Origin of the sequence: Streptomyces sp. NPDC002790, assembly GCF_040295505.1 — a bacterium.
In the GTDB taxonomy this organism is placed as follows: Bacteria; Actinomycetota; Actinomycetes; order Streptomycetales; family Streptomycetaceae; genus Streptomyces.
In genome coordinates this window covers 15,845-28,519 of record NZ_JBEOVM010000084.1, presented here as the reverse complement: position 1 = coordinate 28,519, position 12,675 = coordinate 15,845, and the positions used below count along the sequence as shown (strand labels likewise).

Annotated in this window: 10 protein-coding genes and 1 tRNA gene; 1 reads left to right on the top strand and 10 read right to left on the bottom strand. The window is 70.2% G+C overall.

Annotated elements, in window-relative coordinates; translation table 11 throughout:
* From ABT004_RS27530 to oxc, 3 genes are all read right to left on the bottom strand, one after another.
* Positions 1 to 350, bottom strand: a 350-nt coding sequence (locus ABT004_RS27530; protein WP_351342044.1) for an ATP-binding cassette domain-containing protein, incomplete at its 3' end; no start/stop codon positions are given.
* A 132-nt stretch (positions 351 to 482) separates the two neighbouring features.
* Positions 483 to 567 (bottom strand) — tRNA-Leu (locus ABT004_RS27525).
* Positions 568 to 673: 106 nt separating this feature from the next.
* On the bottom strand, positions 674 to 2,413 hold the full coding sequence (gene oxc / locus ABT004_RS27520) for an oxalyl-CoA decarboxylase (protein ID WP_351342042.1): 1,740 nt from the start codon (positions 2,411 to 2,413) through the stop codon (positions 674 to 676).
* A gap of 242 nt (positions 2,414 to 2,655) precedes the next feature.
* Here oxc and ABT004_RS27515 point away from each other — a divergent pair, with 242 nt between their 5' ends.
* The gene (locus ABT004_RS27515; protein WP_351342040.1) at positions 2,656 to 4,068 is read left to right on the top strand and encodes an AMP-binding protein; all 1,413 of its coding nucleotides are present in this window, start codon (positions 2,656 to 2,658) and stop codon (positions 4,066 to 4,068) included.
* 347 nt (positions 4,069 to 4,415) lie between these two features.
* Here the strand turns inward: ABT004_RS27515 and ABT004_RS27510 are convergent, their stop codons facing one another.
* The 7 genes from ABT004_RS27510 to ABT004_RS27480 all read right to left on the bottom strand — a co-directional run bounded on the left by ABT004_RS27510 (position 4,416) and on the right by ABT004_RS27480 (position 12,597).
* Positions 4,416 to 5,363 carry a LysR family transcriptional regulator gene (locus ABT004_RS27510; RefSeq protein ID WP_451192824.1) on the bottom strand — a complete coding sequence of 316 codons (948 nt, stop codon included), beginning with the start codon at positions 5,361 to 5,363 and terminating at the stop codon, positions 4,416 to 4,418.
* Positions 5,364 to 5,402: 39 nt separating this feature from the next.
* The gene (locus tag ABT004_RS27505; RefSeq protein ID WP_351342036.1) at positions 5,403 to 6,374 is read right to left on the bottom strand and encodes a 2-dehydropantoate 2-reductase; all 972 of its coding nucleotides are present in this window, start codon (positions 6,372 to 6,374) and stop codon (positions 5,403 to 5,405) included.
* Positions 6,375 to 6,529: 155 nt separating this feature from the next.
* Complete coding sequence (locus ABT004_RS27500; protein ID WP_351342034.1) at positions 6,530 to 6,757, bottom strand: formate dehydrogenase subunit delta; 228 nt, start codon at positions 6,755 to 6,757, stop codon at positions 6,530 to 6,532.
* 1 nt (position 6,758) lies between these two features.
* The gene (gene fdhF, locus ABT004_RS27495) at positions 6,759 to 9,569 is read right to left on the bottom strand and encodes a formate dehydrogenase subunit alpha (RefSeq protein WP_351342032.1); all 2,811 of its coding nucleotides are present in this window, start codon (positions 9,567 to 9,569) and stop codon (positions 6,759 to 6,761) included.
* Positions 9,566 to 11,164, bottom strand: coding sequence for a formate dehydrogenase beta subunit (locus ABT004_RS27490; RefSeq protein WP_351342046.1), 1,599 nt, complete (start codon positions 11,162 to 11,164; stop codon positions 9,566 to 9,568). The genes fdhF and ABT004_RS27490 overlap by 4 nt, the downstream gene beginning before the upstream one ends.
* A 33-nt stretch (positions 11,165 to 11,197) precedes the next feature.
* Positions 11,198 to 11,692 carry an NAD(P)H-dependent oxidoreductase subunit E gene (locus ABT004_RS27485; protein ID WP_351342030.1) on the bottom strand — a complete coding sequence of 165 codons (495 nt, stop codon included), beginning with the start codon at positions 11,690 to 11,692 and terminating at the stop codon, positions 11,198 to 11,200.
* Positions 11,693 to 11,826: 134 nt separating this feature from the next.
* Positions 11,827 to 12,597: an acyl-CoA dehydrogenase family protein gene (locus ABT004_RS27480; RefSeq protein WP_351342028.1), complete on the bottom strand. Its 771-nt coding sequence runs from the start codon at positions 12,595 to 12,597 to the stop codon at positions 11,827 to 11,829.
* Between the last annotated feature and the right edge of the window lie 78 nt (positions 12,598 to 12,675).

Below are 12,675 nucleotides of genomic sequence, written 5' to 3'. Positions count from 1 at the left end.
AACAGCGCGAAGTGCTGGAAGACCATGCTGATCTTGTGGGAGCGGACCTCGCGCAGCTCCTTGGGAGCCAGCGTCGTCAGGTCCTGCCCGTCGAACGTCACCTGTCCCGACGTCGGGTCCAGGAGTCCGTTGAGCATCCTGAGCAGGGTCGACTTGCCCGATCCCGACAGGCCCATGACGACGAAGATCTGACCGGGCTCGACGGTGAACGACGCGTCGATCACGGCGGCCGTGGTTCCCTCGGCGCGCAGCTCCTCACGGTCCGCGCCGCCGCGGAGCCTCTCCACAGCCTTCTGTTGTCGCCCACCGAACACCATGTAAAGGTGTTCGGCCACCAGTCTGGAGGACACACCGACCTCTATTCTCTTTGACCTGTGAAAGGTTGAAAAGCCATACACACGGCTCAAGGTCGCGCCTGCCCCCGTCTGACCAGCGCAAACAAAAAGTGCCGGTCGAGATAATCTCGACCGGCACTCCGTGAGTGTCCGAGGGGGGACTTGAACCCCCACGCCCGATAAAGGGCACTAGCACCTCAAGCTAGCGCGTCTGCCATTCCGCCACCCGGACAAGGTGCGCTCGACACGGGGCGTACCCCGCGGCGACACCTCAACAATACCAAGGTTTCGGAGTGGCTTTCACGTGCGTATATCGGTGCCCTACCGGACACGGAGCGTTACTTCTTGATGCCGATGCCCTTCGGGTTCAGGTGGGCGATGTGGCCGCTCTCCGTACCGGCCGACGGGTCGATCACGCAGTCGATGAGCGCGGGGCCGCCGGAGGCGATGGCCTCGGTGAGGGCGGCCGTGACCTCGGCGGGGGTGGTGGCCCGGTAGCCCTTGCCGCCGAAGGACTCGATCATCCGGTCGTGGCGGGCGGCGCTCATGAGGGTGGTGGGGGCGGGGGCGTCGGTGATGGTCTCGTCGCCCTTGTAGACGCCGCCGTTGTTCATGATCACGGTGACGACCGGCAGGTGGTAGCGGCAGATCGTCTCCAGCTCCATGCCGCTGAAGCCGAAGGCGCTGTCGCCCTCGATGGCGACGACGGGCGCTCCGCCGCTCTCGACGGCGGCCGCGATCGCGTAGCCCATGCCGATGCCCATGACTCCCCAGGTCCCGGAGTCGAGGCGGCGGCGCGGGTGGTGCATGTCGATGACGTTGCGGGCGATGTCGAGGGTGTTGGCACCCTCGTTGACGATGTACGTCTCCGGGTGCTGGTGGACGACGTCGCGGACCGCCTTGAGCGCACCCATGAACTGCATGGGGTGCGGGTCGGCCTCCAGGCGCTTGGCCATCTTGGCGACGTTCTGCGCGGAGCGGTCGCCCAGTTCCTCGCGCCAGGCGGTCGACGCCGCGATCTGGCCGGGCTTGGTGCGGTCGGCGAGCTGGTCCAGGACCGACTCGATGTCACCGACGAGCGGGGCCGCGATCGGCTGGTTGGAGTCCAGTTCCCGGGACTCGATGTCGACCTGGATGAATTTCGCGTCCGGGTTCCAGCCGCGTTCGCCGTGGTTGAGCAGCCAGTTGAGGCGGGCGCCGACCAGCATCACGACGTCGGCCTTCTTCAGGGCGAGGGAGCGGGCCGTCGCCGCCGACTGCGGGTGGTCGTCGCGGAGCAGGCCCTTCGCCATCGACATCGGTACGTACGGGATGCCCGTGGACTCGATGAGGTTGCGGATCTTGTCGTCCGCCTGGGCGTAGGCCGCGCCCTTGCCGAGGACGATCAGCGGGCGCTCCGCGTTCTCCAGGAGGTCGATCGCGCGGTCCACCGCCTCGGGTGCGGGCAGCTGGCGCGGGGCCGGGTCGACGAGGCGGGAGAGGGTCCGCTCCCCCGCCTCCTTGTCCATGACCGAGCCGAGGACCGCCGCCGGGATGTCGAGGTAGACGCCGCCAGGGCGGCCGGAGATCGCCGTGCGCAGGGCGCGGGCGATGCCGCGGCCGATGTCCTCGACGCGGCTGACGCGGTACGCGGCCTTCACGAAGGGCTGGGCGGCGGCGAGTTGGTCCATCTCCTCGTAGTCGCCCTGCTTGAGGTCGACGAGGTGGCGCTCGCTCGACCCGGAGATCTGCACCATCGGGAAGCAGTTGGTGGTGGCGTTGGCGAGGGCGACCAGGCCGTTGAGGAAGCCGGGGGCCGAGACCGTGAGCGCGATGCCGGGCTTCTTGGTGAGGTAGCCGGCGATCGCGGCGGCGTGGCCCGCGTTCGACTCGTGACGGAAGCCGATGTAGCGGATGCCCTCGGCCTGCGCGAGGCGGGCGAGGTCGGTGACGGGGATGCCCACGAGTCCGTAGATGGTGTCGACGTCGTTCTTCTTCAGGGCGTCGACGACGAGGTGGTAGCCGTCGGTGAGCTCGGTCGGCGCGTCGGCTCCTGCCGCGGCCTCGGCGGTTTGGTCGGCGGTCGAGTCAGCGGTCATGATCCGAGTTCCTCCTTGGACGGGTCTCCTGTTCTCACCTTCGACAGGCGGCGGCGCCTCGTCCAAGACCCATCGGCTTCCAGGCGATAACCGGCGTCTATCGAGAGTCAAGCGTGCGCCAAATCCCCTGCTGGGGTGGGTCTTTGGGGGTTGATAAGCGGTTGCTATCGGGTGTTCGTGAGTGCGTATTGGACGTGTGCGGCCGCTGACCGCACGCTCGCTGAGGACGGGAGGTGGAAGGCATGGCCACATCGGCCCTGACCGTCACGGGGCTCGCCGATCTCCTCGACCGGCAGGCCCGTGCGCGGCCCCACGCCCCGGCGCTCGTCGTCGGCGCCGAGCGGGTTCCCCTGTCGTACGAGGCGTTGGACGCGCTCGCGGACCGGATGGCGGAGCGGATCGTCGGGGCGGGGCTGAGCGCCGGTGATGTGCTCGGTCTCGTCGCGGGCAATACCGCGGAGTTCGTGGCCGCGTTGCTCGGGGCGGGACGTGTGGGGGTGGTGGCCGCGCCTCTGGATCCGGGTCTTTCGGATGCCGAACTCCGGTTTCGGGTTGGCGAGTTGGGGGCGCGCGCCGTACTTGGCGCCGATGGGATCGCCGGTACCGACGCGGCACCGCACAGGAGGCAGGAGGACGCGCTCGTCCTGTTCACCGCGGGGGCCACGGGGCGTGCCCGCATGGTGCCGCTCACGCACACCAATGTGGCGGCGTCCGTCCACAACGTCTGTGCCACCTACGCGTTGGGGCCCGAGGACGCGACCGTCGCGGTCATGCCGTTCTTCCACGGGCACGGTCTTTTCGCGTCGCTTCTGTCCACGCTCGCCAGCGGGGGGCGGGTGCTGCTGCCCGCGGGTGGGCGGTTCTCGGCGGAGACGTTCTGGGCGGATCTGCGGGCGGCGGGGGCGAGTTGGTTCACTGCGGTGCCGACGATCCATGAGGCGCTGCTCGATCGGTCGTCGGAGGCGGCGGACCTGGGCGGCGTGGGTGACCTGGGTGACCTGGGAGCGCCGCCGCCGTTGCGTTTCGTGCGCAGTTGCGGTGCGTCGCTCAACGCTGCGTCCCAGCGGGCGCTTGAGCGGATGTTCGGGGCGCCGCTGCTGTCCGCGTACGGGGTGACCGAGGCCGCGCACCAGATCGCCAGTGAGCCGCTGCCGGAGCGCGGGCCGCTCAAACACGGGACGGTGGGGCGGGCGACCGGGGTACGGCTGCGCGTCGTCGACCGGGACGGGAGGGTGTGTCCGGCCGGGGTGCGGGGGGAGGTGTGGGTGTCGGGGCCGAGCGTGGCGGGTGACGGGTGGTTGCGTACGGGGGACCTGGGGTCGCTCGATGAGGACGGGTATCTGTCCCTTGCCGGACGGATCGAGAGCCTGATCGTGCGGCGGGGGCTGACGATCTCCCCGGAGTACGTGGAGGATGTGCTGGCCGGGTGCCCGTCGGTCGCGGAGGCGGCGGTGTTCGCGGTGGGTGGGGAGGGGATTGGGGCGGCGGTTGTGGTGCGGGGCGGAGAGTGTGTGGAGGTGGGTGAGGTGTTGCGGTACTCGCGCGAGCGGTTGGCTGCCGCCGAGGTGCCGGATCGGGTCGTGTTCGTGTCCGGTCTGCCTCGGACTGCGCAGGGAGGGTTGGACCGGGGGGCGGTGCGGGAGCGGTACGGGTGAGTCGACGTCACGGGGCTCTGCCCCGGACCCCGCGCCTCAATCGCCGGCGGGGCTTGATGTGCCCGTACCGCCGCACCGGCTCGAAAGGCCTGCTCAATCGCCGCAGGGGCTTGAATAACCGACCCCCGCCGGGCTCGGATGATCCACTCCCCGCCGGGCTCAGATGATCCAATCGCCGGCGGGGTTTGATCTATCAAGCCCCGCCGGCGATTGAGGCGGTCTTTCCAGCCCCGTCGGGGATTGAGGCGATTCAGCCCCGCCGGCCGATGGGCACTTCAAGCCCCGCCGGCGATTGAGGCGCGGGGTCCGGGGCGGAGCCCCGAGGCGTCGGCCGCGGTGCCGGTTGCTCAATCGCCGCAGGGGCTTGGGCTGCCGACCTGGGCCGGGACCCGGTGGGCGAAGACCTCGTCCAGGTTCAGGGCTGTCGCCGCGTTGACGAAGGCGCGGGCCGCCACCGAACCCGGCGTGCCCGCGTGGATGGCCACCGAGACCTGGGCCCCGGCCTCCGGGTCGACCAGTGGGAGCGCTCGTGTACGGCCGTCCACCGGCATCGCGCGGAGCCATGTGTGGGGCACGACGCTCGCCCATTCACCGCCGCCCACATGTGCGTACAGGGAGGCGATGGAGTCGGTCTCGACCTGTGGGGTGACCTCCAGGCCCTTGTTCGCGAAGACCTTGTCGATGATCTGGCGGATGCGCATGTCGGGTGTCAACAACGCCAGGGGGAGTTGCGCCGCGTCCGCCCACGTCAGGCTTCCGGTACTGGACTTGAACTGGTCGTCCGGAACCAGGAGGAGGTAGCGCTCCTGGTAGAGGGGGACCACTTGGAGGCCCTCCTGGTCGTCCGGGTCGAAGTGGGCGATGGCCACGTCGAGTTCGAAGTCGCGGAGCTGGCGGTGGAGCTCCTTCGTCGACAGACGGGAGCGGACCTGGACCTTCGCCAGGGGGTGCGCCGAGCAGAACGCGCCGACCGGGAGGGCCAACGTCGTGGACGCCGTGGGGTCCGTGCCCAGGCGGAGCGTCCCCGTGATGCCCGACTGGACCGCCGCCACCTCCGCCTTGAACGCGTCCTGTTCCGCGAGGATCCGTTTCGCCCACACCACCAGGCGCTCGCCCTCCGGGGTGAGGCCCTGGTAGTTGTGGCCGCGGTTGATCAGCGTGACGTTCAGCTCGCGTTCCAGCTTGGCGATCGCCGCCGAGAGCGCGGGCTGGGAGACGTAGCAGGACTCGGCGGCGCGTGCGAAGTGGCGTTCACGGGCCACCGCCACGAAGTACTCCAACTGCCGGAACAGCATGTACGTCTCCTCTGCCACGTGATCTTCATCCGTAGCGTGCTACGGCAGCACGGTGCGTGCCAATAGGTCGGTCGCCGCGTGGATGGCACGCAGCGTGGGTGCCTCGGCGCCGGTGATGTCGGCCATCTCCACGACCGCCGTGACGATCGCGTCGAGCTCCAGCTGCTTTCCCGCCTCCAAGTCCTGGAGCATGGACGTCTTGTGGGCGCCTACGCCCTCGGCTCCGCGCAGGCGCTTCTCGATGGAGATCTCGGGTGTCGAGCCGACGCGGGCCGCGATGTCGAGGATCTCCTCCATGACATGAGCCACCATCGCGCGTGTCAGGGGGTGGCGGCACATGTCTGTCATGGTGGCTCGGGTCAGCGCACTGATCGGGTTGAAGGCCGCGTTACCCATCAGCTTGATCCAGATGTCGTCGCGCAGGTTCCGCTCGACGGGGCACTTGAGGCCGCCCGCGACCATGGCCTCGCTCAGGTCCGTGCAACGGCGCGAGACACTGCCGTCCGGCTCGCCGATGGAGAAGCGGGTGCCTTCCAAGTGCCGTATGACGCCCGGGGATTCGATGACCGTGGCTGGGTAGACCACGCAGCCGATCGCGCGCTCGGGCGGCAGTACTTTGCTCGTCGCGCCGCCCGGGTCGACCGCCTCGATGCGGCGGCCCTCGTACGGGCCCGTGAGGCGGTGGAAGTACCACCACGGGACGCCGTTCTGGCCGGCCACCAGCGCGGTGTGCTCGCCGAGCAGCGGGGCGACGAGCGAGCCGCACGACGGGTACGAGTGGGCCTTGAGGCCGAGGAACACGTAGTCCACGTGGCCGATCTCGCTCGGGTCGTCGGTGGCATGCGGGTGGGCGGTGAAGTCGCCGCGCGGGCTGAGCACGCGGACGCCTTCGGCCTGGATGGCGCGCAGATGGTCCCTGCGGGCGACGAGGTGCACATCCGCGCCGCCGCGGTGGAGGGCCGCGCCCACGTACGCGCCGATGGCTCCGGCGCCGACAACTGCGATCTTCATCGTGGTGCCTCCTGGCTTCGAGGGTGTGGAGGTACGCACATGTCACCGGGCGCGCGCCGCACAGCACGCGGAACCGACGACACATGGAGAAGTGGGTGCGGCCGCCGCGCGTGCCCTGGCGCGCGGCGGCCGCTGGGAAGGTGGCCGGGACGGTCTCAGCGCATGAGTTTCACGGCCGAGACCACGAGCGGATCGAGGCCGCCCGCTCCGTCGTCCACGAGCGCGTAGAGCCGCGTCCGCATCCTCGGGTCCCAGAACCGGGTGAGGTGTCCGGCGATCGCCTCCGCCGCGGCGGCGTCCGGAAGGTGGCCCTGGTGGGCGGCGATGTCGTTCGCCATCCGGCGTTCCGCCGGGACGGTGTGTGCCCCGTCAGTGTGTGTCATGTCAGTCCACCACCGTGACGAGTTCCTCGGCGCCCTGCTGTTCCGCGAGTGCCTTGGGCGCGAGGCCGACCTGTACGGCTGTCACCTTGTACTCCGGGCAGTTGGTGGCCCAGTCGGAGTTCTCCGTCGTCACCACGTTCGCGCCCGTCACCGGGTGGTGGAACGTGGTGTAGACGACGCCCGGTGGCATCCGGTCGGAGATCTGCGCGTGCAGCGCCGTCGCGCCGACGCGGCTGGAGAGGGTGACGAGGTCGCCGTCGGTGATGCCGCGCTCCTCCGCATCGTGGGGATGCACCTCCAGGATGTCCTCGGGGTGCCAGGCGACGTTGCCGGTGCGGCGGGTCTGCGCGCCGACGTTGTACTGGCTGAGGATGCGGCCCGTGGTGAGGACCAGCGGGAAGCGGCGCGTGCTGCGTTCGTTGGTCGGTACGTAGGAGGTGACCACGAACCTGCCCTTGCCGCGCGTGAACGCGTCGACGTGCATGGTCGGTGTGCCCTCGGGGGCCTCCTCGTTGCACGGCCACTGGATGCTGCCGAGCTTGTCGATGAGGTCGAAGGAGACACCGGCGAAGGTCGGGGTGACCGAGGCGATCTCGTCCATGATCTGCGACGGGTGGTCGTAGTCCATGGCGTAGCCCATGGCGGTGGCGATCTCGCACACGATCTGCCACTCGTGCTTGCCCGCCTTCGGTGGCATCACCGACCGCACCCGGTTGACGCGCCGCTCGGCGTTGGTGAACGTGCCGTCCTTCTCCAGGAAGGAGGCGCCGGGCAGGAAGACGTGGGCGAACTTCGCGGTCTCGTTGAGGAACAGGTCCTGGACCACGACGAGTTCCATGGCTTCGAGGGCCGCCGTGACGTGCTGGAGGTTCGGGTCGGACTGGGCGATGTCCTCGCCGTGCACGAACAGGCCGCGGAAGTCGCCGTCGATCGACGCGTCGAACATGTTGGGGATGCGCAGGCCCGGTTCCGGCAGCAGCTCCCGGCCCCACAGGTTCTCGAAGACACCCCGCACGGCGTCGTCGGAGATGTGCCGGTAGCCGGGCAGCTCGTGCGGGAAGGAGCCCATGTCGCAGGAGCCCTGAACGTTGTTCTGCCCGCGCAGCGGGTTGACGCCGACGCCGTCGCGGCCGATGTTTCCGCAGGCCATCGCCAGGTTGGCCATTCCCATGACCATCGTCGAGCCCTGGCTGTGCTCGGTGACACCGAGGCCGTAGTAGATCGCGCCGTTGCCCGCGGACGCGTAGAGGCGGGCCGCCGCGCGCAGGTCGGCGGCGGGGACGCCGCTGATCTCCTCGGTCGCCTCGGGGCTGTTCTCCGGGCGGGCCACGAACTCGGCCCACTCCGCGTACCCCTCGCAGCGCTCCGCGACGAAGTTCTCGTCGGTGAGGCCCTCGGTGACGACGACGTGTGCCATCGCGTTGACGACGGCGACGTTCGTGCTGGGGCGCAGCTGGAGGTGGTGCTGGGCCTCGATGTGCGGGGTGCGCACCAGGTCGATGCGGCGCGGGTCGACGACGATCAGACCGGCGCCCTCGCGCAGCCGGCGCTTCATCCGCGACGCGAACACCGGGTGTCCGTCAGTGGGGTTGGCGCCGATGACCATGATGACGTCGGCCTCGGCGACGGAGCGGAAGTCCTGGGTGCCGGCCGATTCGCCGAAGGTCTGCTTGAGGCCGTAGCCGGTGGGCGAGTGGCAGACGCGGGCGCAGGTGTCGACGTTGTTGTTGCCGAAGGCGGCGCGGACCATCTTCTGGACGACGTACACCTCCTCGTTGGTGCAGCGGGAGGAGGAGATGGCGCCGATGGAGCCCGATCCGTACGTGCCCTGGATCTCGCGGAAGCGGCGCGCGACGGTACCGATGGCCTCGTCCCACTCGACCTCGCGCCACGGGTCGGTGATGCGCTCGCGGACCATGGGCTTGAGTTTGCGGTCGGGGTAGGTGGCGTAGCCGAAGGCGAAGCGACCCTTGACGCAGGAGTGGCCCTCGTTGGCGCCGCCGTCCTTGTGGGGGACCATGCGGACGAGTTCGTCGCCGCGCAGCTCGGCCTTGAACGAGCAGCCGACACCGCAGTACGCGCAGGTGGTGACCACGGACCGGGTCGGCATGCCGAGGTCAACTACGGACTTTTCCTGGAGAGTTGACGTCGGGCAGGCCTGGACGCAGGAGCCGCAGGACACGCACTCGGAGTCCATGAACGACTCCCCCGCGCCCGCCGACACCTTCGACTCGAAGCCGCGCCCCTCGATGGTGAGGGCGAACGTGCCCTGCACCTCGTCACAGGCGCGGACACAGCGCGAGCAGGCGATGCACTTCGACGGGTCGAAGTCGAAGTACGGGTTGGAGGTGTCCTTCTCGGCGTCGAGGTGGTTGGCACCCTCGTAGCCGTAGCGGACCTGGCGCAGACCCACCACGCCTGCCATGTCCTGGAGTTCGCAGTCACCGTTGGCGGGGCAGGTGAGGCAGTCGAGCGGGTGGTCGGAGATGTAGAGCTCCATGACGCCCTGACGGAGCTTCTCCACCTTCGGGGTCTGCGTCTTCACCGACATGCCGTCCGCGCACGGCGTCGTACAGGACGCCGGGGTGCCGCGCCTGCCGTCGATCTCGACGACGCACAGCCGGCAGGAGCCGAACGCCTCCAGGCTGTCGGTGGCGCACAGCTTCGGTACATCGATGCCCGCCTCGGCGGCAGCCCGCATCACGGATGTGCCCTCGGGGACCGTCACCTGTTGTCCGTCGATCTCCACCGAGACCGTGGCCGCTCCGGGGCGTTCCGGAGTGCCGAAGTCGGGTTCCTTCAGAAGCGTCATGCCTGGCCCTCCGTTCGAGTGTTGCCCCGCTGTACGGGGTGGATCTCCAGGAGCCGACGGTCGCCGCGGCCGACGAAGTCGTCGGCGAAGTGCGCGAGCGCGCTGCGCACGGGCATCGGGGTGAGCCCGCCCATGGCACACAGTGAACCATCGGTCATCAGCTCGCACAGGTCCTCGAGCAGCGCGAGATTCTCGTCCTGCTGCTCACCGGCCACGATCCGGTCGATGACCTCGACGCCGCGCACCGAACCGACCCTGCACGGCGTGCACTTGCCGCAGGACTCCTCGGCGCAGAACTCCATCGCGAAGCGGGCCTGCGCCGCCATGTCGACGGTGTCGTCGAAGACGACGACGCCGCCGTGCCCGAGCATCGCCCCGGCCTCGGCGAGCGCCTCGTAGTCCATCGGCAGGTCGAGCCGTTCCTCCGGCAGATACGCGCCGAGTGGCCCGCCCACCTGCACGGCGCGCACGGGTCGGCCGCTGAGGGTGCCGCCGCCGTAGTCCTCGATCAGCTCGCGCAGGGTGATGCCGAAGGCGGTCTCGACGATGCCGCCGCGCTTGATGTTGCCGGCGAGCTGGAAGACCTGGGTGCCGCGGGAGCGGCCGACGCCGAGGTCCTGGTAGGCCTTGGCGCCGTCGGCGAGGACGACGGGGACGGTGGTGAGTGTGAGGACGTTGTTCACCACGGTCGGCCTGCCGAAGAGGCCCTCGATCGCGGGGATCGGGGGTTTCGCGCGGACCATGCCGCGCTTGCCCTCCAGGCTCTCCAGCATGGAGGTCTCCTCGCCGCAGATGTACGCACCGGCGCCGACGCGGATGTGAAGGTCGAAGTCGAGGGACGAGCCGAGGATGCCGGCGCCGAGCCAGCCGCGGCCGCGGGCGATGTCGATCGCGGCGCCCATCGTGGCGATGGCGTCGGGGTATTCGGAGCGGATGTAGATGTAGCCCTCGCGGGCGCCGACGGCGTGGGCGGCGATCGTCATGCCCTCGATGAGGAGGAAGGGGTCGCCCTCCATGACCATGCGGTCGGCGAAGGTGCCGCTGTCGCCCTCGTCGGCGTTGCAGCAGATGAACTTGGTGTCGTCAGCGCAGTCCAGCACCGTCTTCCACTTGATGCCCGCCGGGAAGCCGGCGCCGCCGCGACCGCGGAGCCCGGAGTCGGTGACCTCGGTGACGACGTCGGCGGGCGGCATCTCCAGGGCCGCGCGCAGCCCTTGGAGGCCGCCGTGGGCCTCGTAGTCCTCGGGCGAGAGCGGGTCGGTGATGCCGACGCGGGCGAAGGTGACGCGGTTCTGCCGTGCCAGCCAAGGGAGTTGGTCGACCGGGCCGAGCCGCAGCGGGTGGTCGGCGCCGTCGAGCATTCCGGCGGCGAGGAGGTCGGGGACGTCGTCGGGGGTGACCGGACCGTAGCCGATGCGGCCTTCGGGGGTCACGACCTCCACGAGGGGTTCGAGCCAGAGCAGTCCGCGCGAGCCGTTGCGGACGACGTCGACTCCGAACCCGCCGTCGATCGCGGCGAGTTGGAGTTGCTGCGCCACTTCGTCAGCGCCGACGGAGCGGGCCGCGGCGTCACGGGGGACGTACGCGGTCGTCATGCCGTCCGAAGTCACGTGGTCGGAAGTCACCTCTCACACCGTCCCGTTGAGGATCGCGCCGAGCCGGGCCGGGGTCACGCGCCCGTGCAGCCCGCCGTTCGCCTCCACCGAGGGGCCGAGCGCACAATTGCCGAGACAGAAGACCTGCTCGACCGTGACACCGCCGTCGGCGCTGGTGTCGCCGAGCGTCAGGCCCGACTCCCGTACGTGGCTCAACAGCCGGTCGGCACCCAGGGCCTGGCAGGCTTCGGCGCGGCAGATGCGGACGGCGGAGCGGCCCGCGGGCTCGCGGCGGAAGTCGTGGTAGAAGGTCACCACTCCGTGCACGTCGGCCCTCGACAGGTTGAACTCGTCGGCGAGGACGGGGATCGCCTCCTGCGGTACGCACCCCAACTCGGCCTGCACGGCGTGGAGTACGGGCAACAGCGCGCCGCGCTCGCCGCGGTGCGCCACTGCCGCCCTCCTGACCACGCTCTCGACCGACACGTCCGTCCCGCTGGTCGTCATGATCGCTCCGCCTTCCGTCATGCGGGCCTCCGGCGCGGGTGCAGGAGACCCAGGCACTACCCCATACAGACTTCTGTATACAGAAGCCCGGTGTAAAGGAGTGGGACGAAATCGAGCGGAGTCGATCGGCCGACTTCCGTACACCGGGCGGGTGTTCACGAGGCCACGAGCGCGGGCTCCTGGCCCGGCACTGTGTCCGCCGCGGCGGCCAGTTCGGTCAGCCACGGCAGCACAAGTTCCCGCACCAGCCGTTCGCCGTCCCCGTCCTCGCCGAGCAGGGCCGAGGCCGGTACGCGCACGGGGTCGGCGCAGACCGTCGAGGTCGCGCTGCCGCTCGGCCCCGGTCCCGCGGCCCGGGCCGGCACGTACAGATCGGGGGCGTGGGCCGGGACCAGCCACAGACTCCGGCCTCCGGGGCCGACCTCGGAGGGCCCGGCCCCGGACGGCCCAGTCCCGGACGCCCCGGCCCCGGACAGCCCGCTCGACCAGACGTAGCTGTCGGCCTCCCCTGCCGCGACCACCTGGCGCTTGCGGCCCCGAAGGGTGACGACCTCGCCGGTGCGGCGCGCCGCGAACTCCGGCCCGTCCTCCTCCAGGGCGAGCGAGCACAGGTGGCGCCCGGCGGCGATCTCGGCGCGCACCCAGGCGCCGCCGTGCGCCTCGACGACGGCCACCGCAGCGTAGTGCGAGCGGAGCACGGCCGCGGCGGCCGGACAGACGCGGGCGACGCGCGCCACGACATCGGCGGCCTCGGCCAACCCTCGCCCGCCGCCGCCGAGTTCGGGGGCGACGGTAAGGCCGAGGAGTCCGGCGCGGCCGAGCGCAGTGACGCCGGAGCGGGGGAATCTTCCTTGTGTGCGGGCCGGTTCGCCGCCGGATGCAACGGCGCCGGTCAGGACGTGATCGAGTGCGGTGCGGTACGACACGGGGCGACCCCCTCGTCAGCGATACATGAAGCGGCACATGAGCTGCCGCGATGCGGCGCAGCAATTGCATGCGGTTGG

Bases quoted from the DNA above. Each gene is read 5' to 3' on its own strand.
- ABT004_RS27500 (WP_351342034.1), bottom strand. From the start codon at position 6,757: ATGACACACACTGACGGGGCACACACCGTCCCGGCGGAACGCCGGATG.
- oxc (WP_351342042.1), bottom strand. From the start codon at position 2,413: ATGACCGCTGACTCGACCGCCGACCAAACCGCCGAGGCCGCGGCAGGA.
- ABT004_RS27510 (WP_451192824.1), bottom strand. From the start codon at position 5,363: ATGCTGTTCCGGCAGTTGGAGTACTTCGTGGCGGTGGCCCGTGAACGC.
- ABT004_RS27515 (WP_351342040.1), top strand. From the start codon at position 2,656: ATGGCCACATCGGCCCTGACCGTCACGGGGCTCGCCGATCTCCTCGAC.
- ABT004_RS27505 (WP_351342036.1), bottom strand. From the start codon at position 6,374: ATGAAGATCGCAGTTGTCGGCGCCGGAGCCATCGGCGCGTACGTGGGC.
- fdhF (WP_351342032.1), bottom strand. From the start codon at position 9,569: ATGACGCTTCTGAAGGAACCCGACTTCGGCACTCCGGAACGCCCCGGA.
- ABT004_RS27490 (WP_351342046.1), bottom strand. From the start codon at position 11,164: ATGACGACCGCGTACGTCCCCCGTGACGCCGCGGCCCGCTCCGTCGGC.
- ABT004_RS27485 (WP_351342030.1), bottom strand. From the start codon at position 11,692: ATGACGGAAGGCGGAGCGATCATGACGACCAGCGGGACGGACGTGTCG.